The organism is Pseudaminobacter soli (ex Zhang et al. 2022), from assembly GCF_014595955.1.
Lineage (GTDB): Bacteria > Pseudomonadota > Alphaproteobacteria > Rhizobiales > Rhizobiaceae > Kumtagia > Kumtagia pseudosoli.
Genome location: NZ_JABVCF010000028.1, coordinates 1 through 25715 on the forward strand (window position 1 = coordinate 1; position 25715 = coordinate 25715).

At 61.9% G+C, this 25715-nt stretch carries 24 protein-coding genes and 5 pseudogenes; 11 read left to right on the forward strand and 18 right to left on the reverse strand.

The genetic code is table 11. The annotated features are described in order from the left end of the window. Positions 1-346 precede the first annotated feature (346 nt). A pseudogene (locus tag HUI96_RS28270) lies at positions 347-583 on the forward strand (DUF488 family protein); the annotation flags it as partial. A 24-nt stretch (positions 584-607) separates the two neighbouring features. On the opposite strand, the gene HUI96_RS28275 reads toward HUI96_RS28270, so the two are convergent. From HUI96_RS28275 to HUI96_RS28315, 9 genes are all read right to left on the reverse strand, one after another. Further along, complete coding sequence (locus HUI96_RS28275) at positions 608-1246, reverse strand: hypothetical protein (protein WP_188258043.1); 639 nt, start codon at positions 1244-1246, stop codon at positions 608-610. A 291-nt stretch (positions 1247-1537) separates the two neighbouring features. After that, a complete protein-coding gene (locus HUI96_RS28280) occupies positions 1538-2161 on the reverse strand; it encodes a flavin reductase family protein (RefSeq protein ID WP_188258044.1) in 624 nt (207 codons plus the stop codon). A gap of 115 nt (positions 2162-2276) precedes the next feature. Further along, positions 2277-3890, reverse strand: a complete 1614-nt coding sequence (gene ggt, locus HUI96_RS28285) for a gamma-glutamyltransferase (RefSeq protein ID WP_210320361.1) — start codon at positions 3888-3890, stop codon at positions 2277-2279. Between the two features lie 23 nt (positions 3891-3913). Beyond that, the gene (locus HUI96_RS28290; protein WP_188258045.1) at positions 3914-4885 is read right to left on the reverse strand and encodes an ABC transporter ATP-binding protein; all 972 of its coding nucleotides are present in this window, start codon (positions 4883-4885) and stop codon (positions 3914-3916) included. Further along, positions 4882-5949 (reverse strand): ABC transporter ATP-binding protein, encoded by a 1068-nt coding sequence (locus tag HUI96_RS28295; protein WP_337918679.1) that lies wholly within the window; start codon positions 5947-5949, stop codon positions 4882-4884. Before HUI96_RS28295 ends, HUI96_RS28290 begins: the two co-directional genes overlap by 4 nt. Further along, on the reverse strand, positions 5946-6857 hold the full coding sequence (locus HUI96_RS28300; RefSeq protein ID WP_188258046.1) for an ABC transporter permease: 912 nt from the start codon (positions 6855-6857) through the stop codon (positions 5946-5948). Before HUI96_RS28300 ends, HUI96_RS28295 begins: the two co-directional genes overlap by 4 nt. Before the next feature lie 10 nt (positions 6858-6867). Then, on the reverse strand, positions 6868-7785 hold the full coding sequence (locus HUI96_RS28305) for an ABC transporter permease (protein WP_188258047.1): 918 nt from the start codon (positions 7783-7785) through the stop codon (positions 6868-6870). A 37-nt stretch (positions 7786-7822) separates the two neighbouring features. After that, positions 7823-9349 (reverse strand): ABC transporter substrate-binding protein, encoded by a 1527-nt coding sequence (locus tag HUI96_RS28310; protein ID WP_188258048.1) that lies wholly within the window; start codon positions 9347-9349, stop codon positions 7823-7825. A 20-nt stretch (positions 9350-9369) separates the two neighbouring features. Further along, positions 9370-10128 carry an IclR family transcriptional regulator gene (locus HUI96_RS28315; protein WP_188258049.1) on the reverse strand — a complete coding sequence of 253 codons (759 nt, stop codon included), beginning with the start codon at positions 10126-10128 and terminating at the stop codon, positions 9370-9372. Positions 10129-10576: 448 nt separating this feature from the next. Here HUI96_RS28315 and HUI96_RS30175 point away from each other — a divergent pair, with 448 nt between their 5' ends. Then, on the forward strand, positions 10577-11182 hold the full coding sequence (locus HUI96_RS30175; protein ID WP_337918680.1) for a metallophosphoesterase family protein: 606 nt from the start codon (positions 10577-10579) through the stop codon (positions 11180-11182). A gap of 46 nt (positions 11183-11228) precedes the next feature. Here HUI96_RS30175 and HUI96_RS30180 read toward each other — a convergent pair whose 3' ends face one another. The 3 genes from HUI96_RS30180 to HUI96_RS28330 all read right to left on the reverse strand — a co-directional run bounded on the left by HUI96_RS30180 (position 11229) and on the right by HUI96_RS28330 (position 12733). Beyond that, entirely contained in the window at positions 11229-11537 is a 309-nt protein-coding gene (locus HUI96_RS30180) for a hypothetical protein (RefSeq protein ID WP_337918681.1), read from the reverse strand. A 548-nt stretch (positions 11538-12085) separates the two neighbouring features. Then, positions 12086-12238 (reverse strand): hypothetical protein, encoded by a 153-nt coding sequence (locus HUI96_RS28325; protein WP_188258050.1) that lies wholly within the window; start codon positions 12236-12238, stop codon positions 12086-12088. A gap of 177 nt (positions 12239-12415) precedes the next feature. Beyond that, positions 12416-12733, reverse strand: coding sequence for a hypothetical protein (locus tag HUI96_RS28330; protein WP_188258051.1), 318 nt, complete (start codon positions 12731-12733; stop codon positions 12416-12418). Here HUI96_RS28330 and HUI96_RS28335 point away from each other — a divergent pair. Together HUI96_RS28335 and pncA are read left to right on the forward strand one after the other, a co-directional pair. Further along, on the forward strand, positions 12732-12911 hold the full coding sequence (locus tag HUI96_RS28335) for a hypothetical protein (RefSeq protein ID WP_188258052.1): 180 nt from the start codon (positions 12732-12734) through the stop codon (positions 12909-12911). The two genes, HUI96_RS28330 and HUI96_RS28335, sit on opposite strands and share 2 nt — an antisense overlap. Before the next feature lie 264 nt (positions 12912-13175). Further along, a pseudogene (pncA, locus tag HUI96_RS28340) lies at positions 13176-13774 on the forward strand (bifunctional nicotinamidase/pyrazinamidase). Positions 13775-13905: 131 nt separating this feature from the next. Here the strand turns inward: pncA and HUI96_RS28345 are convergent. From HUI96_RS28345 to HUI96_RS30410, 6 genes are all read right to left on the reverse strand, one after another. Beyond that, entirely contained in the window at positions 13906-14601 is a 696-nt protein-coding gene (locus HUI96_RS28345) for an MgtC/SapB family protein (RefSeq protein ID WP_188258053.1), read from the reverse strand. A 147-nt stretch (positions 14602-14748) separates the two neighbouring features. After that, positions 14749-14922, reverse strand: coding sequence for a hypothetical protein (locus tag HUI96_RS28350; protein ID WP_188258054.1), 174 nt, complete (start codon positions 14920-14922; stop codon positions 14749-14751). Between the two features lie 108 nt (positions 14923-15030). After that, positions 15031-15507 (reverse strand): Dps family protein, encoded by a 477-nt coding sequence (locus HUI96_RS28355; RefSeq protein WP_188258055.1) that lies wholly within the window; start codon positions 15505-15507, stop codon positions 15031-15033. A gap of 222 nt (positions 15508-15729) precedes the next feature. After that, positions 15730-16872: a hypothetical protein gene (locus tag HUI96_RS28360; RefSeq protein WP_188258056.1), complete on the reverse strand. Its 1143-nt coding sequence runs from the start codon at positions 16870-16872 to the stop codon at positions 15730-15732. A 55-nt stretch (positions 16873-16927) separates the two neighbouring features. Then, positions 16928-17599, reverse strand: coding sequence for a DUF2267 domain-containing protein (locus HUI96_RS28365; RefSeq protein WP_210320362.1), 672 nt, complete (start codon positions 17597-17599; stop codon positions 16928-16930). Then, positions 17506-17811 carry a CBS domain-containing protein gene (locus tag HUI96_RS30410; RefSeq protein ID WP_210320363.1) on the reverse strand — a complete coding sequence of 102 codons (306 nt, stop codon included), beginning with the start codon at positions 17809-17811 and terminating at the stop codon, positions 17506-17508. The genes HUI96_RS28365 and HUI96_RS30410 overlap by 94 nt, the downstream gene beginning before the upstream one ends. Before the next feature lie 457 nt (positions 17812-18268). Between HUI96_RS30410 and HUI96_RS28370 the strand changes: the two genes are divergently transcribed. The 7 genes and pseudogenes from HUI96_RS28370 to HUI96_RS28400 all read left to right on the forward strand — a co-directional run. Next, positions 18269-19354: an FUSC family protein gene (locus HUI96_RS28370; protein WP_188258057.1), complete on the forward strand. Its 1086-nt coding sequence runs from the start codon at positions 18269-18271 to the stop codon at positions 19352-19354. Between the two features lie 478 nt (positions 19355-19832). Next, a pseudogene (locus HUI96_RS30185) lies at positions 19833-21148 on the forward strand (MFS transporter). 187 nt (positions 21149-21335) lie between these two features. Continuing rightward, positions 21336-22418: a site-2 protease family protein gene (locus HUI96_RS28380; protein ID WP_188258058.1), complete on the forward strand. Its 1083-nt coding sequence runs from the start codon at positions 21336-21338 to the stop codon at positions 22416-22418. A 122-nt stretch (positions 22419-22540) separates the two neighbouring features. Continuing rightward, entirely contained in the window at positions 22541-22972 is a 432-nt protein-coding gene (locus HUI96_RS28385; protein WP_188258059.1) for an EamA family transporter, read from the forward strand. Positions 22973-23486: 514 nt separating this feature from the next. Continuing rightward, positions 23487-24182 (forward strand): GNAT family N-acetyltransferase, encoded by a 696-nt coding sequence (locus HUI96_RS28390; RefSeq protein ID WP_188258060.1) that lies wholly within the window; start codon positions 23487-23489, stop codon positions 24180-24182. Then, positions 24179-24307 (forward strand): annotated as a pseudogene (locus HUI96_RS28395) (class C beta-lactamase); the annotation flags it as partial. The gene HUI96_RS28390 and the pseudogene HUI96_RS28395, both read left to right, overlap by 4 nt. Positions 24308-25274: 967 nt before the next feature. Next, positions 25275-25715 (forward strand): annotated as a pseudogene (locus HUI96_RS28400) (carboxynorspermidine decarboxylase); the annotation flags it as partial.

Genomic DNA, 25715 nt, shown 5'->3' on the forward strand with positions numbered 1-25715 from the left:
GGCGCTCACCGTCGCCCTACAATAAGGGGGTCAAAATTGGACGCCGATCAGGGGTCAGTTTTGCGCGCCGATTGACAGTCTATCAAAGCAGGAGGCGCAGGGGGTCAGGGCGACGATACGGTGTAGAATCGTTTCACACCGCTCCCGTCGACGGAATTCTGTGATTATCCCGTCCACGTCTGCGGCTGGTCCATCCCGCATCCCGGAGTGGATGCTTACCGCTTCAGACCTCACCCTTTGATGAACTAAGCGCTGCTTGCGGCTACTGCGGCCTGCGACACAGCTGAACGACCAGCGACCCGGATGTCCGCGCAACTAGCGCTACTGCCGTCATACGGGCCTCGACCACCTCACCAGGCTCGGTGAGGAGCGCCGCTGCGCGATCATGTGCTCCGAAGCGGTTTGGCGGCGGTGTCATCGCCGTATCATCGCGGACCACCTACTCGCCCGTGGGATGGAAGTTTACCACCTGATGGCGAGAGGTCGCACGGAGGAGGCTGTCCCGACGGCTGGAGCGGTCTTTCAAAGCGGCACCGTCGTGTATCCTGCAGACCGCGCGGCCAAACGAATGTCGGAGGGGTGATGCCCGACAGGGAGGCCGATTTCATCACCTTAGAAGCCCATCGAGATCGAACTCTTCCCACCCTTTAAGCCTCGGGGATGCCGCATCCGACGGCTCCGGGCTGGAAGCCGAGTCCTTCTTTCGAGCCAGCTTTCCGGCCCGAGTCAGCGCAGCCTTTCCCGCCGCGCGACGGCGGTTCTCAGCTGCTGCAAGGGCATCCTGTTCGCGCCATAGCGAAGGCATGTCGCGATCGAGCACGTCCTCGATGTGACGAGGCTCGAACACATGGAACGTGATCTTCCGCGCGCGGCCACGCAATTTCACGGTCCGCGTGCCCGCGCTCTGTAGCCTGCCGTCTTTCAGCCAGCGATGTCGCTCGGCGGATGTGATCGTTAGGATGTCCTCAACCTCCCGGGGGATCACGGGCAGATCCTCGATCCCGACGAGTGTGTCCGTCACGGAGTCGACGACGTCATGGTAATCATAGTCGTCGTCTTCCGGAACGCGAAGGACCAGCGACCCGGTCTCAACATCGAGGAGCTTCCGCGTAGCGAAAGGCAAGCGTGCACGCACTTCGAGGAGAATTCCCTTCGCCCGGACGGCCGACCCGAGCGTTGCCGAAGGCGAGATTGGCCACTGCTGAACAAGCCTCATTGGCGGCCGCTGTTTTGGTTGTCTTGCCATGCGCTACAGATGGTCCTAGCCCATCGCGCCTACAACCGTGCTTCTCAGTTAGCTTCCCTCCAGGCCGGATACCGTGGCGCGCGGGCTCATTTGATCCCCACGACGAACGACCGCTTACGTCTCGCCCAAGCAAAAAGCCGTCCGTTTTCGGCCGTTGAAGCCGTCCGACAGCTCTGCGCACGGGAGCGGACCGGCAGCTTCGAGGCTCCAGGTCTCCAAAGGCCGACGTTCCCGTTGCGGCTAGCGGGATAACACCTATGGCTTCGCGCCCATCACTCTCTGCTGAACTCGCTATAGCCCAGGCAGCGAACCATCCCTATCGTCGGGCCGGATCAGCGTGAACATATCGGTCACGTTCGCATAGTCTCTGTATCCGCACCTTGCGACGACTTCGGCATTTTCGGTCATGAACCGGCCGTCCTGCAGGAGCGCGTGATCGATATGCACGCCGATGACTTCTCCTATGACCAGGAAACCATCCAGAGCGCGCCCGCTCCTGTCCTTGAGGACGAAAAAGTCGGTTACCACGCATTCAAGCGAGGCTGGGCTCGATCTGACACGCGGCGGCTTCACCAGGGACGACGGTGCCGTCTCCAGTTCGGCATATTCGAACTCGCTCTCACCATGGGGCAAGGATTTCGACGATGCGTTCATGGCGTCGATGTTCTTGGCTGTCACCAAATTGGCGACGAACTCCCCGGTATCGCGGGCATTCACGACACTGTCTTTCAGGCCCTCACTCGCGAAGGAGACCATGGGAGGTCTGCCTTGAACAATGGAAAAGAAGCTGTAGGGCGCCAAATTCGCCCGGCCGTCGCGATCCACAGTTGAAATCCAGCCGATCGGCCGAGGAGCCACGATCGCCTTGAATGGATCCCAAGGCAGGGGATGACCCTTCGAAGGTTCGTAAAACATTCGGTATCCTGACTTCTCCCCGGAGGGCCAGCGACAGCATCGCTGGCCCTGTACATGCGACTCGCCAAGCCGCTCCGGCGGCCCGGATTGAGCCTGGTTAACCCTTCGGCGGCAGTCAGACCGCCAGGGCCATCCCGTCTGCCCCGGGATCGGCTCCGCCATCCGCTATTCCATCGACGATGCGGATGCCATGAACCCATGCGATGCTGAAGCTCAGAGGGCTGCGAATAACCTCATAGCCCTTCTCCTCGAGCGCGCGGGTTACGAAACGCGGGATGCGGTTGGTCACGTCGATCGCATTGCTGGTGGCCGAGAAGCGGGGGGAGGAGACCGCCTCGCTCATCGTCATGTCGAAATCGAGGACGTTGAGGATCGACTGGAGAACGCCCATTGCGATCTGGGTGGCGCCAGGCGCTCCCACGACGACGTAGGGCTCGCCGTCCTTGAAAATGATCGAGGGGCAGATCGAGCTGAACCGCGCCTTGCCCGGGGCGATCGAGCCGGCGCGGCCCGGCCGCGGATCAAACACGCCCATGCAGCCATTGTGCATGAATCCCAGACCCTTGGTGACGACGCCCGAGGGCATGCCAAGCGAATGGGTCATGGTCACGCAATTGCCGTCGCGATCGACAATGCTGATGTGAGTCGTGTCCTTGCTCGGCAGACCGGAGTTGAAACGCGGAACGTCAGCCTTATCGCCGGCGCGAATCCTGTCGGCGAGTTCCTTCGCATAATCCTTGGCCGCGAGACGGCTTACCGGGACGTCGACGAAATCCGGATCGCCCACGAACCTGTCCTTGTCGATGGTGGCATATTTCATCGCCTCGCAGACGATGCGGATGTACTCGTCGGTGTTGTGACCGATGTCCCTCAGGTCGAAATTTTCGAGAATGTTGAGCATCTGAAGCAGCATGATGCCGCCACCCGGAGGATGGTTCGTCGCGACCCTGTAGCCTCGGTATTCACCCCAGAGTGGATCGAGGACCTTCGGCTGGTAGGTCGCCAGATCCTCGCGCGAGATCAGTCCGCCATTCGCCTTCATGTCTTCAGCGATCAGTCCGGCGATGTCGCCCTTGTAGAAAACATCGGCGCCCTCGCGAGCGATCGCTTCCAGCGTGTTGGCCAGATCCGGATTGATCACCAGATCGCCAACCATCTTCGGGCTTCCGTCCTCCCGGCAATAGAGCGCGCGTCCAGACGGCGTGTGTCTGAGCCGCTCATGGTTTGCGACACGTCCCATCTTTCCTTCGTCAGACCAGAACGCATGAACGTGCGGCCGGACCGTCCAGCCCTTTTTCGCCCAGTCGATGGAAGGTGCCATGACTTCCGCCCAGGGGAGGCTGCCATATTGCGAGTGAGCCAGTTCATAGGCGCGCAGGGAGGCTGGCACGCAGGCCGACTGGTAGCCAATGTCGTTAACCCGGCCTGCGAGGATGAAGCCATAACCGTCCCGGGCCTCGCCTTCGATCAAGTCCTCCCACATATCGTCACGCGCGGCGAGCGGTGCGGGCGCATGGAAGTCGATATATTTATGACGGCCCTGAGAGGGGGCGTAGACACCCATGCTGCCGAAACCGGCAATGCCGCACATCATCGGGTCCACGACGCCCTGGACAAGGGCGCAGGCAATCGCCGCGTCTACCGCGTTACCACCGGACTTCAGTATCTCTGCTCCGGCCTCGACAGCCTCTGGTTGCGGGGCCACGACCATAGAGTCGCGTCTCTTCATGAAAATGTCTCCAGTTGAAAAGGCTACGAGTTGGCGGGACCGAAGAGGTGACATTCGACGAAGTCGTCCCGGTCACCTGTCGGTTCGGGATGGCGCTGGTCGCAGACCGTCACTCGCTTCGGGCATCTGGGATGGAATGCGCAGCCCACTGGCGGGTTGAGTGGATCGGGGAAGACGGTACCGAGATCAGGATCGGGGACGCCCAGTTCCGGGTCCGGCGTGAGCACGGACCCCAGTAGGGCTTGGCTGTAGGGGTGGCGGGGATTGCGGAAGAAGGCTTCGGTTTCCGCCTGCTCGACGATACGGCCGAAATACATGACAGCCACTCGGGTGGCTATGTGCTCGACCACTGCCAGATTGTGGCTGATGAAGACATAAGTGAGGTTGTACTTGACCTGCAGATCCTGAAGCATGTTCAGGATCTGCGACTGCACCGACACGTCCAGGGCCGATGTCGGCTCATCGCAGATGACGACTTCGGGCTTCATGATCAGCGCTCGGGCGATTGCCACACGCTGCCTTTGTCCGCCCGACAGTTGGTTCGGATAGGAATTGATGAATCTCGTCGAAAGCCCGACGCGATCCATGATCTCGAGCATGGCTTCACGCTGTGAAGCGGCATTGCCGATCTTGTGCACCCTGAGCGGCAGGGTGATGATCGAGCCAATCGTCTTGCGGGGATTGAGCGAGGAGTAGGGGTCCTGGAATATCGGCTGGACCTTGCGGGAGATGATGCCGGTCTTGGTCTTGCTGACCGGACGTCCGTCAAGGAGGATGTCTCCCGTCGTCGGCTTGTCCAAAGCCAGCAGCAGCCGGGCGAGCGTTGACTTTCCGCAGCCGGACTCCCCAACGATGCCAAGCACTTCCCCTTTCTTCAGCGAAAGAGTGACGCCGCGCAGCGCTCGCAGTTCCTTATTGCCCCCGAAGAGTCCGTGAGAGACCTGATAGGTCCGGGTGACGTCCTGGACCTCCAGTACGGTCGACTGCCCGCTCATGCCGTTTTCTCCATCGAGCCGGCGTTCCTCTTCCAGGCATCATTGCCCGCAGCCGCATCGAGCACGCAGCGGTAGGAATGGCTGCCGTTCAGGTCTTGGAGTTCAATGGTCTCGTTGGCGCATCGGGGCAGGGCGGCCGGGCAGCGGCTCCGAAAGCTGCACCCCTCAATTCCACCGATCAGGCTCGGTACCATGCCTGGAATGGCACCTAGCCGGCCACCGCGCTCGGTGCGTCCAGGGATCGGAATGCATCGCAGCAAGCCTTGGGTATAGGGATGCACCGGCCTCTCGAAAATGTCCTTGGCAGGGCCACTTTCGACGACCTGTCCGGCATACATGACCACCACGCGGTCGGCCAAGCGCGCGACCAATCCGAGGTCATGCGTGATAAAGAGCATGCCCATGCCGAATTCGCGCTGAAGCTGCTTCAGGAGATGCAGGATCTGGGCCTGGATGGTCACGTCGAGGGCGGTGGTCGGCTCGTCCGCAATGACCAGTTGTGGCTCGCACATCAAGGCCATGGCGATGACCACGCGCTGGCGAAGTCCGCCTGACAACTGGTGAGGGTACTGGCCCAGGCGGCGCTTTGCCCCGCTTATGCCCACCCTTTCCAGGATGGCTTCGGCCTTCTCATAAGCTTCTTGCCGGCCGATCCTACGGTGGCGGAACAGCGGTTCGGTGAGCTGGTCGCCTATGGTGTAGACCGGATTGAGCGTTGTCATCGGCTCCTGGAAGATCATCGACAGCTTGTCGCCACGAAGATCCGACATCTGCCTTTCCGTCAGGCCCGTGAGATCCTTGCCGGAAAATGCCAACCTGTCCGCCGTTCGGACCGCTCCATTCGGCAGCAGACCCATGATGGCCAGCGATGTCATCGATTTGCCGCAGCCGGACTCGCCGACCACGCAGACCGTCTCGCCGAGTGCAACGTCGAAGCTCACCCCTCGTACGGCATGCAGAATGCCGCTCTGTGTCGGAAGCCGGACGTCCAGCCCCTTCACCTCAAGGACGGTTTGCGCGCGGAGAGGCTTGACGGCTACGGCCGTCGCTGAAGCATCGATCACGACCGACCTCCTGGAGCACTCAGGTCCCGGATGCCGTCACCGAGAAGGTTGATGGAAAGAAGAAGGACGAACAGCGCAATACCCGGCAGCGTTATCATCCATGGCGAAAAGAAGATGTCCTCCTTGGCCTCGGCAAGCATAAGGCCCCATGAGGGAAGCGGCGGCTGCACGCCAAGGCCGAGGAAGGACAAGGCCGCTTCGTACAGAACCGCTGTGGCCATCTCGATGGTGGCGATGACGGTGAAGGCGGCAGCGACATTCGGCAGGATTTCGGTCAGGATAATTCGCGGCGTCGAACAGCCTATGGCCTTCGCGGCGGTTACGTATTCCTGAGATCGCGCCTGCATCGTTGCCGATCGCATGACCACCGCAAACCTGTCCCATAACAGGAGACCCAGGACCATGGTGATCACGAGTAGCGTCGAATTCAGAAGGGCAACGGTCGCAAGTGCGACCAGGATCACGGGCATGGCCAGTCTGGTCGTGATGATGAAGGAGATCACCAAATCGACACGGCCGCCGAAATAGCCGGCTGCAACTCCCAGGAACGTTCCGATCAGGCCCGACACGAGCGTTGCCGAAAACCCGATCAGGAGCGATATCCGCGCTCCGTAGACAAGCCTTGCCCAGTAGTCGCGGCCTAGATTGTCCGTTCCGAGCGGGTGATGCCATCCGGCCGACGGATGATCCCAGAACCAGGCATACCAGATGGGGGGAATACGTCGGTTCATCAGGTCCTGTGCATAGGGATCGTGCCAGGTGATCAACGGTGCTGCCGCGGCGAGGATAACGATCAGCCCGAGACCTGCGGCACCGATCACGAAGCTCCGGTGGCGAAGCATCCGGCGTATCGGGAAACGCGGCGCGGCAAATGTGCTCACGGGAGCTTCCGAGGTGGCTTGCGACATGGGAGGACTCTCAGTTCGAGCGCAGGCGAGGGTCGAGCCAGGCGTTCATGATGTCGGCCGCGAGCGTCAGGACAACGTAAATGGCCGCGATGGTCAGGACGATTGCCTGCACGACCGGCAGGTCCGAATAGGTGATGGATTCCCATGCCAGGTAGCCGACGCCCCGCATGGCGAAGATGGTCTCGACGACGACCGAGCCGCCGAGCATGAAGCCGAACTGGACGGCTGCCACCGAAACCAGCGGGAGGATTGCGTTCCGCAAGGCGTGCTTGAGCACGATCTTTCCGGTGCGCAGCCCCTTGGCCTTGGCGGTGCGGATATAGTCGGATTGCATGACCTCGATCATGCCTGCACGCGTGAGCCGCATCAGGGTCGGCGTCGCGTAATAGGCGAGTACGACGGCAGGAAGAACGAAGTGGGACAGCGACGACGACCCGGAAACCGGTAGCCATTTCAGCGTGACGCTGAAGACAACGATGCCGAGCAGGGCAAACCAGAATGTCGGCATTGCCTGCCCGATGAGAGCGAAGGTCAGCGAGGCCCTGTCGATCCAGGAGTTAGGCCGTAGTCCTGCTATGATGCCAAGGGGAATGGCGGCGAGGATCGCGATTGCGAAAGCCAGTCCTCCAAGGGACATGGTGACGGGAAGCCGCTCCATCACGACGTCCACGACGGGACGGCGCTGCCGGTAGGAGTCGCCGAGATCAGCCCTCAGCGCTCCGCCCAGCCACTCGCCGTAGCGGACGATGATCGGGCGGTCGAAGCCATACGCCTCACGTATGGCTTCGACATCCGCGGCAGATGCACCTTCACCCGCAATCGTTCGCGCCGGGTCGGCGGCCACATTGGTCAATGTGAAGGTGATCGTCGAGACCGCCAGCATGACCAGTATGCCAACAACAAAGCGCTTGAGCGCGAAAACGAGCATCGGTGTTATCCCCCGTGTTACGCCCGACGTTTTGACTTCAGTCCTTCCACTTCACTTGGAAGAAGCGTGGGTTCTCGTCGGGGAACGCCTGGAACTCCAGGTCCGCCTGATGGGCGTAGGTGGTGGGATTGGTCCAAAGCGGATGCCAATACACCTGCTCCGCAATGCGTTTTGTCGCGACGTCGTAATTCTCGATGCGCGTATCCTTGTCGATGGTGGCAGCTGCCGCCTTCAACGCATTCGAAACGGTCTCGTCGCGCGCCATGTCGTCGGGCGTGAAGGTGAAGAAGTTGTTCAGCAGCGCGGAAACGTCGTTGATGCCATAGGAGCCCCAGTCGCCCATAAACAGGTGGGTTCTGTTGCTCGCCATCCTTTCCGAGGCGGCCGCGTACTGTAGGAGTTGGACGTTGGTCTTGATGCCGACGGCACTCAGATACCCGGCTACCGATTCGACCCACGCCCTGTCCCGACTCGAGTTTGCGACCAGGTCAAGCGTCACGCCGTCCGCGTAGCCAGCTTCTGCAAGGAGAGCCTTCGCCTTCTCGGGGTCGTAGGGATGCTGGGTCACTTCCTGCTGGCAACCGAACTGGGTGCGGAAGCAGGGCGCAGTGATCGCGGTCGATCCTTGGCCGACGACCTGCTTGACGATGGTGTCGCGGTCGATGGCATGCGCGATCGCCTGGCGCACTCGAATGTCCTGCAGGGGATTGCCGCCTTCCATGTCGCGAACATTGTACGACAGGAACGAGATGCGCATTGTTTCGGCAGGATTCACCACCACCCCAGGCATGGTGGACAGCGGTCCGGCCTGGTCCTTCGGCACGTACCAAATCCAGTCGAGCCCGCCGCTCAGGAGCTCGGCCATCTGCGTCGAGGGATCGGGGATCGCCCGGTACTCGACCTCGCTGAAGTTCGGCTTGCCCTTCGGGCTGCCATCGAAATACCCGTCCCAACGCGACAGTTGCATGGTCGACCCGGGCACGAATTCATCAAATTTGTAAGGGCCGGTGCCGATCAGGCCGCCATTGCTGCCCGCCTTGCCATCGTTTCCGAAAAAGCCATCCGGCAGGATCGCGTGCAGGCTGGCGACATATTCGAGCGCGGGTGGGAACGCCGATTTGAGATTGAGCCGGACCGTCTTCTCGTCGATTTCCTCAGCGTTCTTGATCCAGTTGACGTTGCTCTGGACATTGATCTTGTTCGCAGGGTCGGAGATGTAGTTATAGGTATAGACCACATCCTTGGACGTCAGCGATCGACCATCGTGGAACTTCACGTCCTCACGCAGGACGAATTCCAGCGTGACATCGTCGATCCACTTCCACGACGTCGCCAGCAAGGGCTCGTATTCGCCCGTCTGCGGGTTGCGGTAGATCAGCGTGTCCCAGACCAGCTGCCCGTTGAGGATCATCGCTTCGCGGTGAAAGTTGTAATACGGGTCCGGAGCCGTGATCGAGACGGTGCTAGACCACCTCAGCTTGTTTTCGGCCTGCTGCGCCTGCGCAGAACCTGCGGCGAGCACGAGCCCAGCAATCGTTCCTGCGATTAATCCCTCGAAGTTCATACATTTCCTCCGGTTCATGATCAGACGAGATCCCTGCAAAGATCCCTCAACTCGATTCCGATTTCCCGGCAGCGCTCAGCGGGGTAGCGATGATTGATGCTCCCAATGCTCAGGCTGCCGAGCAATTTCCCGCCGGCATCCCGGATGGGAACTCCGACAGCGACGACGTATTGGAACAGGTCCTCGTTGCCGATCGTGTAGCCATTTTCGCGGGCTTCCCTGATCCGGTCCCAGATCTTTTCGGGATCCGTAACTGTTGCCGCGGTCCGCGCCTCGAGCGGCTGGCTCAGATACTCCGAGATGAACTCATCGGAGGAAAACGCCAGCAGCGCAAACGGCCCGCCGCCGCAGTGAAGCGGAGATCGCGTGCCGATATTCGTGCCCACCGTGGCTATTGGTGACGCCCCCACCTTCCGCTCGATGCAGAGGGACATCCCGCGGTCCTCGACCATCAGCAGCCCGATATCGCCCGTGCTCCGCACGATTTCCGACAGGATCGGCGCCGCCCGCAGCGAAAGCGGATGCTTGCTGATCGCGGTGTGGGCCAGCGTGATGAGACCGGTCCCCAGCATGTAGCGGTTGGATTGGACATCCCGCTCCAGCAGCCGATGGGCGGTCAGCGTCGCGATCATCCTCAACACAACCGTCTTGCTGAACCCGACCTTGGCGATGATCTCCGAAACCGTGGGCGGGACTTGCGCGTCGGCCACAGCGCTCAGAATCGTGATCGCCTTCGTCACGGAAAGGCTTTGTTCGCTTTGGCCGAGGCTAGCTGTCATTTTGGTCTGCGAGGCTTCTCGGGTCCGATTATCGGACGTAAGGTCTTACATACGGACCATCTATGCGCCTCCCGTTTGCGCTGTCAACTGCCTTGTCTTGCAAAGTTGGGAAGCCGGTCAGTGTCGGGTTTCGGGAAGCGGTAGGACATACCTCTACGGCCGCTTGTGTGCGCAAACCTGCCGTCAAACTCTGGCGTGACGAATCTTTGAAGCCGTCTGCTCTCTGCCGCTAGAACTGCGCCTTCCGTGTGAATGATGAGCTCATTGTTCTGCCCGTGCAGTTTCCTGGGGACATGGTGACAGGTTCTGTCATCCGCTACTGCTAGATGCGCGATCGTACCGTCACCCGGCAATCGCTGGTAAGATTGGAACGAGAGGCAGGCCATTGGCGTATCGGTTCGTTCACGCAGCGGATGTTCACCTGGATTCTCCGCTCAGATCTCTGGCAATGCGGAATTCCGACTTAGCCGACCTGATCGGAAACGCCACCCGGCAGGCATTCGTTCGGATCGTCGATCTTTGCCTTCGAGAGCAGGTGGACGCGCTGCTGTTGGCCGGCGATCTCTATGATGACGAGCAGACCTCGATGAAAACCGCCCGGTTTCTCGCCGAGCAGGTTCGCCGGCTTCACGAAGCGGGAATCCGGGTTTTCATCATCCGCGGCAATCACGATGCTCTCTCGCAGATCACCAAAGAGCTTGTTTTCCCGGAGACGGTCAAAGTGTTCTCCGGACGCGCCGAAGCCATCGCCGTTGACCGCGAGCCCGGACATTTCCCGGTGGTAATCCATGGACTGAGCTTCGCGGACCCGCACGTCCCCGAAAGCCTGGTCGGCAAGTATAAGCCGCCTGTCGAGGACGCATTCAACATCGGCATCATGCACACCAGCCTCTCCGGCTCGAGCGGGCACAATCCGTATGCCCCGTGCAGCCTCTCCGATCTCCACGGGACTGGCTTCCGCTATTGGGCCTTGGACCACATTCACAAGCGCTCTGTCGTCGACGGACAATGCACCGTGGTGACCCGGCATACCTCAAGGGCGCGACATCAATGAAGCCGGCGCCAAATCCGTAACGCTCGTCACGATCACCGATGATCTCTCAGTTCAGGTCCAGGAGCGCTTCACGAGCGTCGCTCAGTTCGAGCGGATTGAAGTTAACGCGAGCAAGATTGACGACTGGGCTGCCTTGGCAAAGGAGATCGAAAGGGTACTGGAACGGGCGCGGAGTGAGGCCGCTTCCGATCATCTGGTCTCGCGCGTTCGGATCACCGGGACGACCCCCCTCGCCCGGCGGATGCGCCGCGACATGGATCTTCTCAAGACCGAGGCGGATGAACGCGCATCCGTTATCGGCCAGTGCTGGGTCGAAAAGCTCGAGGTCGAGGCCCGGGCGCCGATGGCGGCACAAGCCGCCTCCGGCGATCCACTGCTTGAGCTGCGGCGCCTGATCAGCGACGAAGTAGCAGGCTACGAGGCATTCACTAACTCAGCATTCGAAGCCGCAGAGGAAAAGGTTCGAGGCGAAAGGACACGGTCTGTCCATCAGTTCGGATGCCGGGTCAGCCACTCTGTCGTCTACCCTATCCGCTGTGCGCGCCAACGATCATCGTGCTCGTCTTCGAATGGCGGAGCAGACGCTCGCCTCCCTTCAGGAGACGCTTGCCTCGAAGGTGCGGGCTCTGCGCCCATGGGCGGGCGACCCAGAAGAACTCCTAAGCATGCTCGTCCCAGACAGGCTCACAATCGATGGGTGGAAAGCCGATTTCTCGGCAGCCCGGAAGAAGGTGGAGCGCCACGAACAGGAACTGGAACGCCTGGAATCGGAGCGAAGGCATTTGAGCGCTGAACTCAGCGCATTGAGGGAGATCGGCGGTCGTCTCAGACAAGGAAGTGGAAGCCCTCCGCGCTGCCCGCGAGGAGGCATTGGCAGCACATCGCCAGAACCTGGACCAGAACTCAGCCAACATTTTCGAAGATGCGCTGCGGCAGGACGATCAGGCCACGAGATCCCGGTTCGGACACGTCAATGAGACGGCACGACTTCAGCAGGATCTCCAAAGTGTGGCTGTTCTCGACGCCGACATTGCCCGCGCGGGCGAACTGCTGCACGCAGCAAGGTCCGATCTACAGCGCATCAATGACCAGGTGACCGACACACTGCGCTGCATGGGACTGGACGGCAACATGTCTCCTGAGAGGCTCGAAGCGTGGCTCGGGCTGCGGGATCTCGCGCTTGAAGCGCTTGCCGCGGTCCGTGCGGCTGAGCGGGACGTGGAGGCGGCAAAGTCAGATGGCGATTCCCAGTTCGCTCGTCTCAACTTTGCCCTCGACGCTGCCGGCGGTTCCCATGATCCGGAAGCCAGCTTCGAAGGCCTGATGATCATCGCGCAAGGATTCGTAGATCAGGCATCGGAAACCAGGCAGTTCCGCCTCGCCCTCGGTGACCGTGAGCGGGAACTGGCAGATCGAAAGCGGCTCCTCGAAAAGGCGACCGCAGAGGACCGGGACTGGGAGACCGAATGGAATGCCGTGTGCTCCCTTCCTGAGGCCTTGCTTCCGGGGGTTGCGCTCTCGGCCAACCGTCGGTGCCGGGCTGCTGCACATGTCGGCCCTCGCTGTCGCCCTTTCCGCCTCGATCGGCAGCCTACTGGCGATTTCCATCGGTGTGGCACTGGGTTTGCGAGTGACGCAAATCAGCATCGTGTCGTTTGATCTGGCCCGCTTCGGCACCCCGCTGAGTGGCGTTATCCTCGTCGGCATCGCCATCGGTCAGGTGCTTTAACGTTGTCGCATCACCGCCACGAGACACGTGTGGCGCGCCCTCGACGCTGCCCGGGTTCTCTATGCAGGATCGCCCACCCGTCGCAATCGCGCGAGCCTAGGGGATCCGATGACTTGCCCTATCGGAGCATGGGCGATAGCAGACAGACGGCGGTGAAGCCGGGGAGCCAAGCCAAACGTTCATGCCAGGCGGTGCCGCTTGTAGGAGCCGCGTTCGGGGGCTTGGCTGGCCACAACGCCGAGCAGGATGCGACAGGAGCGGAAAATGGCGGAAGAGGTCCTGGTCATCATCGACGTGCAGAACGATTATTGCCTTGGCGGCGCGCTGGCGGTCGACGGCGGAGACGAAGTCGTACCACTGATCAAGAGTCTGGTCGATGAATTCGAGCATGTGGTCCTGACGCAGGATTGCATCCGGCCGGACATTCGAGTTTTGCGTCCACTCATCCGGGCCGCGAGCTCTTCTCAAACATCGAAATGCCGTATGGCCTGCAGACGCTGTGGCCCGATCATTGCGTGCAAGGGACGAAGGGCGCCGATTTCCACCCGGAGCTTGAATGGACGAAGGCCGAACTCGTCGTGCGCAAGGGCTTCCGCAGGGGTATCGACAGCTATTCAGCCTTCTTCGAGAACGACCATCGCACGCCGACCGGTCTCGGCGGCTATCTCAGGGACAGGGGCATCGGGAAGCTGGCTCTCGTTGGCCTCGCCACCGATTACTGCGTCGCCTATTCGGCGCTGGACGCGGTAAAGCTAGGCTTCAAGACCAGGGTGATCATGGAAGGCTGTCGGGCGATCGACCTCGGAGGCTCGCTAGCCCTGACGACCGAGAAGATGAAGGACGCCGGGGTCGAGATCGCCTGAGCCTGTCCGGGCAGCCCTGGATCACGCCAGCGCCAGGGCGACATCGCCGCAGTTCTTCCTCGTGAACCGGGCAACGTCGACAGCGTGATCGAAAGTTCTCCATGATGGCCGCACGCGTGGGGCAGCGATCCTCAGCCGCCAATCGGCGCGATGCGGAACTCCTTGACCTCGGGCAGCTTACGCAAGTGCTGCGACAGCCGCTCGACACCGCCCCGGTCGCGACCCTGTATTACCATCCGGTACTCGAACGATCTGCTTTCGCCCCCCAACCGATGTGCAAGGCTCTCTACCGAGAACCCATGCTGGCCGACGAGCTTCCGGACTTCCTCTTCGGGCAGCACGGCATCACGCGCGAACGTGATCGTGTGATGTGCGTATATCGGGCTGGGCAGCCAGGCCTCCACAATCCGGAACGCGGACAGGACCAGTACGGTCGCCACGGTCCCGACCACGGCCGGTACATAGGAGCCGATGCCGATCAGTATGCCGAGTGCTGCCGTCACCCAGATCGAGGCGGAGGTGGTCAGGCCGCGCACCGTCGCTCCTTCCTTAAGGATCACGCCCGCGCCAAGGAATCCGATTCCTGTCATGATGCCTTGTGCCATCCGGGTCGGATCGGTCCGTATCGCCTCGGCGGGCACGCCGGTCATCCACTCCCCCTGGCTCACGGCCACGAGCATCAGCATGGCGGATGCGATGCTGACCAGGGCGTGTGTCCTGAAACCCGCCGGGCGGCCGCGAAAGGTCCGCTCCAACCCGATCAGGCCGCCCACCAACACGGCAGCCGCTATTCTCGTCACGACGACGACGATTTCTTCATCACTCACGTGAATTGCTCCTGAACCGGCACGGGCGTATCGCTCACTGCTTGGCCGGCTACGGCACCAGAGATGCGGCGACCACCATCTGCTCGGGGCGGACCACCAGCATTGCCAGTCAAGTGTCGCCGACGTGACAGGAGAATCGCGGCGTGTTCATTCCCTCGCCTTGTCGTCGGTCATCGGCTTCGGCGTGATGCGGGTCGCTGGGGCGCTGCGCGTGATCTTTGGTGGATCGCTGGCCGGGAACGTTTCCCGAAGCTGGCGATCCAACTCGTCGTCGAGTTCCCGCTTTTCACGCTCCTCGCGCGTCTCCTTTGCCTTCGGCATCGCGCGGTGTCCTCCTAGCTGAAGCGAGAGAGAGTGGCATCCGTTGGCTCGACGCTGCACGGTCGCGAGCAGGTTCTCCGGACAGCTGACATTCCTCGGGCCATGGAGTCAGTTGCCACGTTCCTGAAGACTGCTCAGCATCCAGGCGGTCTTCTCATGTTGTGCGACCCGCTGCGTCGCGAGGTCGGCGGTCGCAACATCGCCTCGCGACTCTGCCGCCGCCACGGCCTGCAGAGCGGTACGAGATGCGGTGGAGTGGTCGGACACCAGCTGGGCGATCATCGCGTCGGCGGCGGGTGCCCCCGTCTCTTCGCTGATGGACGTCAATTCCTTGAATTCAGAGAAGCTTCCGGGCGCCTTGGGGCCGAGCGCGCGAATCCGTTCGGCAACCTCGTCGATCGCCTGAGCCAGTTCGGTGTACTGCTCCTGGAACAGCGTATGCAATGGCTCGAACTGCGGCCCTGCGACGTTCCAATGGAACCCCTGCGTTTTAAGGTAGATCATGTAGCTGTCGGCAAGCAACCGTCCGAGCGCAGCTGCAGTTTCGGTGCGCGCAGTCTGGTCATTTATGTATGGGCTGGCCATGATTGTCTCCCTTGTCTCAAAGGATTGTTAGATTGGTGGCCTGTGGGCAGCAGCAGAGAGCGGCTCGCGTTACGCCGTGGCGGCCAAGTCGAAACCACTGTCCCTGTGTTGCAGGGGGTTCGCCGCGTGGAAATCCGGCGAGATCGGCTCAACGTCACGAACGGAGCCCCGACAGCTTTGTTCCGACCGCGGCTGCGCCAGCGGCAATCGGCCGCCTTCTACTTAGAACCGATAAATCGCGGCGATGCCCGTACTCGTGGGCATGCGCTCAGCCGGAACGATCACCACTTCGCCGCCTGTCCTGAGCGCGTGCTCGCCAAGGTCATCGAGCAGGTCGTCGGTGCCAGGATCGTTGGGCGGCGCGAACTCGATTTCGCCCGTTTCAGGATTGAAGCGGCCGGGAATCATGCGATCGGCCTCGATCAGCAACGTGGAGATGCGGCCGGCGGCAGCCGCTTTGGCGATTTCGGCCACATCCGAGCCGCTGCGGCCTTCTGCTCTCGACGCGCCGAACTGGTCGACAAGCCCGCTGAGGCGGTCGAGGTACCAGGGAAGGACGAGCTGCCAAGCGCGCTCCCGCAGTTCATCGATTGTCAACGCGCCCGGATGGACGTCGATCGCACCTGGCATCAGGTACGGATTGCGGCTGACCGTGTGGAAAAGGTGGTGGTGCTGCGGCAGCGCCGCCAGCAAAAGGGGCATATTGGACGGCCGGGAATACTGCTCGAGCACAGCGTCGTCCACCGCCCGGAAGAATTGCTCGGTCTCGCTGTCTACCAGGTCTTGGCGAACATCGGTGCCATGACGCGTCGTCCGGCCCGGCCCCGCCGGACCATACGCCCTCTTCGTTCGCTCCGGCTCGCCCTCTCTGACGCCGACCACGTCGGCGCTCGTTCGAGGAAACCCGGCCTCCAGCTCGACCTCGTCAAGGGCGTAGCGATTGCCTTCGAAGAGGATCGCCACCTGCCGATTTAGCCCGAGGACGTGGTAGCGGTCCGCCGACTGCAGAATGCGCAGAAGCGGCTTGGCATGGAAGCTGTCGGCCACGACCGCCAGCTCCCTTACCGGCCGCTGGAGCCGATAGACCTTGAAGAGGCCCGGGGCTGCGAACGCAGCGATGCCGTCGAGAGCGTGGTTCCAGAAGTCGCCGTCTTCAGCCAGGTCGTGGAACGGGCCCAGGATGTCCGGATGCTCCCCGCCGTTCCGTCCCAGAGACAGCTCCAGGTCCTTGACGAGATTTCGAAACCGGATTGGATCCTGTTGCTTGTCCGGGTGCGCGCGATGCGTCGGCTGGTACAGCGAAAGGCACGGTGGATCGTGGCTGGCCAGCAGCACCGTCGTGTAATCGCGCTCGAGTGCGTCCATTGTCGACCTCCTGGCTGTAGCGGCGAGCTTGCTCGCCGCGCCGTCGCGGCTGCGATCAAGCCGTGATCGGAAACAAAGCCTTCATTTCGTCCGGCAGTTGCCCGCGCACCTCTTGGATCTGGCCTTCCGACACATTCTCGGCGATCACCCTGCAGATCGCCCGAAGGATTTCGCTTGCGCTCTCAGGAGCCAGTCCGAGTGAGCGGCTCAGCTTGTCTTCGATGGCTTCCGTAGATACCGCGCGGTCTGGCCCGTCGGCGCACTGGTCGAGCTGTTGCTGCAGCAATGACGGGAGCTGCGCGATCAGGTGTTGCGCCTCGCCCGGCGCGAGGCGGCGGCATAGCATGCAGCAGGCGATCAGCAAGGCGCGCTCTGCGGAATTGCGCTCGAGCCCGGTGGCATCGGCCATAGCCTGCAGCATACGGCCGTAGGTTGCTTCGGCCCGGGCTTTGGCCCTCATCAGGGCACGAGTCCTTGATTGCGCGGTCATGCCAGCGCTCGGGTGGAGCATTCCGGCGGGCTTATGGGGGGCCTCGACCTCGAGCTGCGCGGTGACAATGCCCCGCAATGTTTCCAGGGACAAGGAACTGTCCACGACGAGATCATCGAACGTCACGAGACCGACTGGCCGGCTCAAGGGAATGCGCCGAATGCCGTGTTGCTGCATGAGGCCCACGACCTGATCGAGATCCGCGCTGATCTCACTGGTGACCACCTCCTCGGACATGATTCTACAAGCGGCGTTGTCTTGGGGTCCAGTCCGCCGCCAAGCACCGCCAGGGCGAGGTCACGGTCGGTGACGATGCCGGCGACGCCGCCCGGGCCGCTGACAAGCACCGCGCCGATATGGTTGTCCGCCATTGCCCGCGCGGCCTGATAAGCCGTCGACATCGGATTCAAGACCACCATTCGTGTTCTACGGAACCGCTCAACCGACATGTCGCATCCTCCTCTCAGGAAGCATCAACAAGCCTGGGATGGTTAGACTACAGGGCGACACCGATAGGGTTTCCTCGATACAGCAGGAAATGGGAGCTTCATCCGGCCAGGGAACGGTTGGCCGTGCTCGTGCCGAACACGTTCGCGAGATGCCGCGCGTGGTCGCTCCTTGCGGACCGCTCGGTCGCGACCATTCCTGGGATGTCAAGAAGTGCCAAGGCAAGTGAAAATGGCGGACGGCGGATTTGAGCTCGGAGGCTCATGGCTGACACCCCCTACCCAAGACTAGCAACCCCAAGCTGCCATCTTCCCGAATGCGATCTCGTCCCGTCGGGTGTAGCGTTAGCGCTCCAGCGCCTCCGCGGTCTTGGCCTGTTCTCCCCTCCGTTGGCGCGCAACAACAGCGCGATGACGAGGGCGAGAATCATCGGAGGGAGATGCGACCGAGGTTGCAGTCATGCCGCAGCTCAAGATGCACACGCTCAACATTTGGCTCGCCCGAAATCGGCTTCGTTGGGTGCACGCGTTGCGGATGATAGTCGCCGGCGTTTGCGCCCTTTTGGCGATATCCGCGCTTGGCCTGCCGCACGCATTCTGGGCTGTCATTACGGCGATCATGGTCACCCAGAGCAATGTTGGCGGCTCCCTGCGCACCACTTTCGAACAGTTCGCAGGATCCTTGTCCGGGGCAGCCTATGGGGCAGCGGTCGCGCTCCTATTTCCAGGGGATGATCTGCCTTCTGCCGTCATCGCCCTGAGCCTGGCGCTGACGGCCCCCTCGATCATGGCCGCGGTCTCGCCTGGCTTTCGCGTAGCACCCATCACGGCAGCGTTCATGGTTCTGGCGTACCCGCGGGCAGCCGGGCCGGTCGGCGTGGCGGCGGAACGCATGCTGGAGGTAGTCATCGGCTGCAGCGTCGGCCTCCTCGTCTCCGTCATCGTGATGCCGACCCGCGCCTCACGGTCCGTTGCCGAGATCGCAGCTCGGCTATCCGAGCTTCTGGCGGGCCAACTGGAGGCCATGGCCGCCGGCGTCCAAGGCCGCCGAACGCGAGTCGGACCTTTGGCAGTGAGGACACGGGAAGACCTCAACCTTCTGGAGGAGCTGGTGAACGAAGCGACCCAGGAAAGGCGTGTCTGGCTGTCCGACGTTCCGGACGCGACCCCTTTGCTGCGAACCATGAGGCGCTTGCGCCACGATGTCGACATGCTGCGGCGCGCATCCAGGGAGGCGGGGCCCCAACCGCTTCCTGAAGGTGCATCGGAGGCGTGGCTGCGTGCTACAGAGTGCATCGCGGCGAGCCTGAGAGGGGCAGGCGCGATGTTGTCGGGCCGGAAGCCGCCAAGGAACACGGGCGCGGTTGCCGAGGCTGTCCGTGCCTACCGGGCTGCACTGGATCAGATGAGGCGATCCGGCGCGACGGGAACGTTGTCGACCGCCTCCCTCGGACGCCTGTTCGGCATCGGGTTTGCATTTGATCAGCTGCGCCGGGACCTAGATGATCTGGTCGCCCGGTCAGCAGATTTCTCCGCGATTAGGTAGCAACCGCCACCATGAAACTACTCCGCAGAAATCATCTGCTCTCATTGGAGCTGCCGCTAGGTGTCTGAAAGCTGTTTCAGGACCGCGGCTACTATGGCCCCGGTCGGTCTTCCTGAACAATATGGCCCGCGTCCGGGACCGCGACACAAGGGTGATCCGAGATCGCCTCGGCCAGGACCACGCCCTTCTCGCAGAGTTTGGCTGGAAGGAACGCTCGGTTGTGCGCGACATGAGCGTCTCCGAGGGACCGTCATCTGGGCACAAGCAGGCCCTTGCGCCCTCCGAGAGGCCCAGCGTGGCCAAGCGCGGTGGCTGATCGTGAGAACCGGGAGAAGCCTGTCCAGCCCGTGGAATTCGCGACCGGCCAGCAGCCGCGTTTCCGCCGGACCGTCATTGACCCGATAGGTCACCTCGATACAGGGGACAGTCGGGCGCTCCGCGATTGTGGAAACAGGTACTATCACCAGGGAAATACAACATGACGCACCCACCCATCACGGTGGAGGACGGAATTCGGGCGGCAGGCGTTGGAAGGTTTCAACGGCGCCTGTTCATCATATTCGGACTCGTTTGGGCCGCGGATGCGATGCAGGTTCTCGCGATCGGCTTCACCGCCCCCTCGATAGCCGCGAGCTTTGGAGTTTCCATTCCTCAAGCCCTTCAAACGGGCACCGTGTTCTTCGTAGGCATGTTGATCGGCGCATTCGTCTTTGGCCGTTTTGCCGACCGGATCGGGCGCCGTCCGGTCCTGCTGAGCGCCGTCCTCGTGGACGCGACCTTCGGCATCGCATCCGCGTTTGCGTCGGATTTCCAGTGGCTCCTCGTCCTTCGGCTGCTGACCGGGCTCGGCGTCGGCGGAACGCTGCCCGTTGACTACGCGATGATGGCGGAATTCCTTCCTGCCGACCGTCGTGGCCGTTGGCTCGTATGGCTGGAGTCATTCTGGGCGCCCGGTACGGTCGCGCTTGCGTTGTTGGCGTTTGTGGCGGGATCGCGGGGGGCGAGGCCTGGCGGACGATCCTCTTCGTCAGCAGCATACCCGCGCTGATCGGCATCCTGGTGCGCTTCTACGTTCCAGAGTCACCCTTCTACCTGAACAAACAAGGCCGCTCGGACGAAGCGCGCGCCGTGCTCCAGCGAATGGCCAGGGAAAACGGCTCATCTGCGGTAATCGGTCCTCTCGAGCCGGATCATAGGGAGAAGAAGTCGATCTTCGCGCTGTTCTCCCCTGCTCTGCGGCGTCGGTCCGCGCTCCTCTTCGGCGCATGGTTCACCATCTCGCTCTCGTATTACGGCGTGTTCGTGTATCTACCCGTGCGCCTGTCCTCGGAGGGGTTCGGCTTCGTGCGTGGGCAGCTTTTCCTGGTGGCGGTCGCCCTCGTGCAGCTCCCGGGATACGCGCTTGCGGCGTACGGCGTGGAAAAGTGGGGACGCAAGCCCACGCTGATCGGCTTCCTTCTGCTCAGCGCAGCGGGATGCCTCGTCTACAGCCTTGGCCAGACGAGCCTGATCGTGGTGGGCGCGACCCTGCTCATGAGCTTCGCCCTGCTGGGCACATGGGCTGGTGTCTACGCGTTCACGCCGGAAGTCTACCCGACAACTCTCAGAGCGAGTGGAATGGGCACTGCCGGCGCGATGGCGCGCCTCGGTGGGCTGCTCGCGCCTTCATTGGTCGCGCCGATGATGACGACGGACTTCACGCTCGCGCTCTTGGTTCTCTCCGGATTCCTCGTCGCCGCTGCTGCGTGCGTTTCGTTCATCGACGTCGAAACAAGGAACATGGCGCTGGAGTGACTGCATGCGAATGGCTGACGGCGGGCGGGAGCGGCATTCATATCGTCGCGGCCCACGCTCCCGGAACCCGAAGTCCGAGGTCTAGCTAGGGGTGGCGTACGCACTTGTCAGCAAGCACTTGACGCTACGGCAATCGAGGGCATGCTCGGCTGGCACGCTTGCCTTCTCACCTGACGGAGCGACGCCCATGCAGTGGTCCTACCCGATCCTCCGCATTGGCAGCACCGAAATTCGCATCCACCTGACGTTCGTGCTGCTGCTCGCCTGGATCGCCATCGCCTATTTTCAGGCGGGTGGAACGTCGGCGGCGGTCGAGGGAGTCGGCTTCGTCGCCGCCGTGTTCGCCTGCGTGGTGCTGCACGAACTCGGCCACGCCGCCGCCGCGCGCCGCTACGGCATCCGAACCCCAAAGATCACCCTCTTGCCGATTGGCGGGGTTGCGCAGCTTGAGCGCCTACCCGAGAAACCGTCGGAAGAGATCGTCGTGGCGGTCGCCGGGCCCCTAGTCAACGTCGTCATCGCTGCCTTCCTCGTCGTAGTGCTCGGCACCACTGTCGGCATCGAGGCGCTAACGTCGATGGAGGACCCGCGCGTCGCGTTCGTCGCTCGCCTGACCACAGTCAATGTCTGGCTGGTTCTGTTCAATCTCATCCCGGCCTTCCCGATGGATGGTGGTCGTGTGCTGCGTGCCTTGCTCGCTATGCGCTACAGCCGCGTCCGGGCGACGGAGATTGCCGGGACCATCGGTCAATTTGCTGCCTTTGCCTTTGGCTTCATCGGTCTTGTCTCCGGCAACGTGCTGCTCATATTCGTTGCCATCTTCGTCTATCTCGCTGCCACCGCCGAAACGCAGGCGGTGGGGCTGCAGGACGCAGCACGCGCCATTGCCATCCGTGATGTCATGATCAGCCGGTTCGAAAGTCTGCCAGCGACTGCGAGCCTCAATGAGGCGGCACAAGTCCTGCTGCGCACGACCCAGCATGAGTTCCCGATCGTCGATGGCGCCGGCAGGCTCCGCGGCGTGTTAACACGCGAGGGGCTTGTCGCCGGTCTCCAACAACGCGGAAGCCAGGCTCCTGTGGTCGAGGCAATGGCCGCGAACATTCCTGTGATCCGCGACAACGAGAAGCTCAGCACGGCGCTCGCGCACCTACAGAAGAGAGAGGCTCCCGCCGTTGGCGTGTTAGATGCCAGGGACAATCTGATCGGCTACGTCACTGTCGAGAACATTGGCGAACTCATGATGCTGCGTAGCGCAGTCGCACGATGAGCAAGTGTCGGCCGACCCAATGAATGTCTATTGATCACGCGGCCGCGCTCTATGATCCGCCGCGGAAAGCAACGTACCCGCGCTCCCGCGAATGCGGCGGGCGTTCCAGGAGGCATGCGAAGATGGTTACTTTGTGGATCATTGTCGCCGCAGTAATGTTTGGACTGTATAACATCTTAATCAAGCTCTCGGCCGATGACATAAATCCCATCCTCGGCGCAGTCGTTCTGCAATTCGTGGCGGTTTTCCTCGGGCTCGGTCTTCTGCTGACGACGCAAGTGCAATCGGGCAGTCTGCCGTTTTGGTCGGGACGCGGTTTCCTGCTAGCAACACTGGCTGGCGTGGCGATCGGAATGGTGGAAATCTTGGCGTTTTTCATCTACGCTCGCGGCGTGCTGGTCGCAGTTGGCAACCCCCTGATCGTCGGCGGCTCACTGATCGTCACCACGGGCATAGGCGTCCTCCTGTTGGGTGAATCCATCGACCTCATTCAGGGCTTGGCGATCTCCCTAATCTCCGGCGGCGTTGTGCTGCTGGCTTGGAGCGCTGCTTGAGATGCCGTCATCGACAATCTCGGCGGTCGTCGCTTGCGCGCTGTACGAGTGTGCCAACCCTCAGGCGCTTCTCCGATAAATTCTGAGGGCTAGCCCTGGACAAGAGGCCAAAGCCTTGGCGGCAACGCCTGGGCCGCAGAAGCCCCTATATCAAAACTGCCCTTTCACCGCGGTCGGCGCACACGAGCAGGCAACAATTCAGCAGATGCGGAATTGCATTAGCGTCGGCAATGTGGTGGCCGGCGCGCTGTGCGCAGACGGCCATTCGGGTATGCCCAGCCGGGGGCGGTGTCATTGCCTACGAAGGCCAGGCCAGCATCTCGGGCGTGGGCTTTGACATCCCTGCGGAAATCTTGCGGTTCGGCTCGACACCCGCTTCAGCGATATTGCCGAGCGTCGGCGCGATTGCCAGGGACATCGCTCGAGCCATTCCATTTGGCCTCGACCGCGACAACCATTCAGCGCGTCGAACATGATCTTCTCAATAAAGAGGATGCTTCATCAATAAGCTCTGATGATACGAAAACAGACATCGCATAACCAGACTGACGGCGACCTGCTCATTGAGATCAGGATGCTGGCACCTGGCGAGTTGCGCCGCGCGGCGGCGATTTTGGCCCACGGCATGCATGACAATCCAATGCACGTGAAGGCGTTCGGCACAAATCCCGACTTCAGGCAGCGGCGCTTGTTGCGTTTCCTTGATCATTTGGTCGCCTACGTCCACTCGAACGGCAAAGTGCTGGGCGCCTATGTACATGGCGAACTGATCGGTGTGCTTGGCATGATGGAACCGGGCCGCTGTCGTCCGGCGCTGATAGATTCACTGCGTTTTGCCAGCACTATCGTGGCCAGCAACCCACCGGCCGGGGTGTGGCGCATCCACCGCTGGCTGGCGGCCTGGGCGCGCAACGATCCAACTGATCTGCACTGGCATATCGGTCCATTGGCGGTGCGTTCGGCATATCGGCGGCGCGGCATAGGACGGCGCCTGATGGTACGTTGCTGCCAGCACATGGACGCACTCGCAGCCACCGCCTATCTGGAGACTGATCTTGAAGTCAACGTGGCCTTTTACGAGACGCTCGGCTTTATCGTGACCAAGCGCGAATTCGTGCTCGGCGTGCCGAACTGGTTTATGAGCCGCTCACCGTCGGGCGTGTCGGATGGCTCCACCTGCCGCGGAAGTTGCCCCGGAAGGACGGGCTGATCAATAAGCCGGGCTCGACGAATGGCTTCGGTGCTTATGTCTCCTTCGTTCCCGCCGAGGGCATCGGCATCGTCATACTGGCCATCAAGAGCTACCCCAATCCGGCGCACGTCAAGGCCGCATAGCAGATCCTGAGAGTCCTGGAGGGTCAGCCTGATTCGGAGACCGCCCAGTGAGACGGCTCTCTCCGCCGAGGTGGGTCGGACATCTTGCGCATCCGTAGCAATGCTGCGGTGAGGCTGACGAGCTCAGCCTGCGCAGAACAATGCGCCATCGGGGCTGCGTGTTTCCTCAGGAAGGGCAGACAAGCGATGGCTGGCTTGGTCGACGGGGAATGCGGAGCAAGTGCCTGCCAAGCAATATCCGTCCTCTTGAAGTAATAGCGCCAACGACTAAGTAAGATTCATGTGCATGGAGACTTACATCAGGATTTCGAGGCTTGCCGGACAGGGCCGCGTCCTTGCCCGGAGCAGGCTCTCCAACCCTGAAGCCCGCACGTAATTCCTGCTCCGGGTCATCTTAGAAGAACTTGCGGTTCATTCCTGCGGCGCTTGGTGACGTCGCACTAATGGAGCGTGACAATGATGATTTCCCGTCTCAGGCGCATTTGCCTTTCCTGCAGCCGTTTCCTTCCAAGAGCAGCCTCCCGGTGTCCGTGGTGCATCGCCTCGGTCGTCGTCCCTTCGACCAGGGAGGATCAGCCGAAGCCGCACCGTGAGTCGACCGCCCATTCGAACTGGTCGCAGGTGCTCCTATGAGTGCGCAAGACGTGGCCGTCCATAGCGTCGGACACCCCGGGCAGGGAATGCGGCAGCGCGCCTCCATTAGGCCGCGGACGGAAACGTCCAGGACAGTTCCTGCGGCAGGTGCATTCTTATTGTGTCGGCCACCTGTCGCTTGAGGGGAGCGTGTCTCCCCAAAACGGACTTCTGACCGCGGACGCGGTGGCAGGCCTGGCGGCGCGTCCGGGATCGCCAGGTTTTCCACTCTTCCGTTTCGAGCGTCCCAGCCGCGCCCTCGCCCTTCCACAACCGAGCTGCTCGAACGACCTGCCGCTGCCCTCCAGTGCCCAGAAGGATTGACGCCATGCACCTGATCCAGACACCCTACTACCTCATCGACAAATCCAAGCTCCTCCAGAATTTGGAACGTATCGCCTACCTGCGCGAAAAATCCGGTGCCAAGGCGTTGCTCGCCCTGAAGTGCTTCGCCACCTGGTCGGTGTTCGACTTCATGCGCGAATACATGGACGGCACCACGTCCTCATCCCTCAACGAGGTCAAGCTCGGGCGGACGCGCTTCGGCGGAGAAACCCACGCCTATAGCGTGGCCTGGGCGGACCACGAGATCGACGAGGCGGTGGCGCACGCCGACAAGATCATCTTCAACTCGATCGGGCAGCTCGACCGCTTCAGCGCGCGCCGGGGGGATCGCCTGCGGTCTGCGGCTCAATCCGGGGATCAGTTCGTCGAGCTTCGACCTGGCCGATCCGGCAAGGCCTTTCAGCCGCCTGGGGGAATGGGAAGCAGGCAA

Bases quoted from the DNA above. Each gene is read 5' to 3' on its own strand.
- ggt (WP_210320361.1), bottom strand. From the start codon at position 3,890: ATGAAGAGACGCGACTCTATGGTCGTGGCCCCGCAACCAGAGGCTGTC.
- HUI96_RS28355 (WP_188258055.1), bottom strand. From the start codon at position 15,507: ATGGCCAGCCCATACATAAATGACCAGACTGCGCGCACCGAAACTGCA.
- HUI96_RS28380 (WP_188258058.1), top strand. From the start codon at position 21,336: ATGCAGTGGTCCTACCCGATCCTCCGCATTGGCAGCACCGAAATTCGC.
- HUI96_RS28350 (WP_188258054.1), bottom strand. From the start codon at position 14,922: ATGCCGAAGGCAAAGGAGACGCGCGAGGAGCGTGAAAAGCGGGAACTC.
- HUI96_RS28310 (WP_188258048.1), bottom strand. From the start codon at position 9,349: ATGAACTTCGAGGGATTAATCGCAGGAACGATTGCTGGGCTCGTGCTC.
- HUI96_RS28335 (WP_188258052.1), top strand. From the start codon at position 12,732: ATGTCGGCCCTCGCTGTCGCCCTTTCCGCCTCGATCGGCAGCCTACTG.
- HUI96_RS30410 (WP_210320363.1), bottom strand. From the start codon at position 17,811: ATGTCGGTTGAGCGGTTCCGTAGAACACGAATGGTGGTCTTGAATCCG.
- HUI96_RS28305 (WP_188258047.1), bottom strand. From the start codon at position 7,785: ATGCTCGTTTTCGCGCTCAAGCGCTTTGTTGTTGGCATACTGGTCATG.
- HUI96_RS28370 (WP_188258057.1), top strand. From the start codon at position 18,269: ATGCCGCAGCTCAAGATGCACACGCTCAACATTTGGCTCGCCCGAAAT.
- HUI96_RS28315 (WP_188258049.1), bottom strand. From the start codon at position 10,128: ATGACAGCTAGCCTCGGCCAAAGCGAACAAAGCCTTTCCGTGACGAAG.
- HUI96_RS28390 (WP_188258060.1), top strand. From the start codon at position 23,487: ATGATACGAAAACAGACATCGCATAACCAGACTGACGGCGACCTGCTC.
- HUI96_RS28280 (WP_188258044.1), bottom strand. From the start codon at position 2,161: ATGTTTTACGAACCTTCGAAGGGTCATCCCCTGCCTTGGGATCCATTC.
- HUI96_RS28275 (WP_188258043.1), bottom strand. From the start codon at position 1,246: ATGGCAAGACAACCAAAACAGCGGCCGCCAATGAGGCTTGTTCAGCAG.
- HUI96_RS28360 (WP_188258056.1), bottom strand. From the start codon at position 16,872: ATGGACGCACTCGAGCGCGATTACACGACGGTGCTGCTGGCCAGCCAC.
- HUI96_RS28300 (WP_188258046.1), bottom strand. From the start codon at position 6,857: ATGTCGCAAGCCACCTCGGAAGCTCCCGTGAGCACATTTGCCGCGCCG.
- HUI96_RS28365 (WP_210320362.1), bottom strand. From the start codon at position 17,599: ATGTCCGAGGAGGTGGTCACCAGTGAGATCAGCGCGGATCTCGATCAG.
- HUI96_RS28385 (WP_188258059.1), top strand. From the start codon at position 22,541: ATGGTTACTTTGTGGATCATTGTCGCCGCAGTAATGTTTGGACTGTAT.
- HUI96_RS28330 (WP_188258051.1), bottom strand. From the start codon at position 12,733: ATGTGCAGCAGCCCGGCACCGACGGTTGGCCGAGAGCGCAACCCCCGG.
- HUI96_RS30175 (WP_337918680.1), top strand. From the start codon at position 10,577: ATGCGGAATTCCGACTTAGCCGACCTGATCGGAAACGCCACCCGGCAG.
- HUI96_RS28290 (WP_188258045.1), bottom strand. From the start codon at position 4,885: ATGAGCGGGCAGTCGACCGTACTGGAGGTCCAGGACGTCACCCGGACC.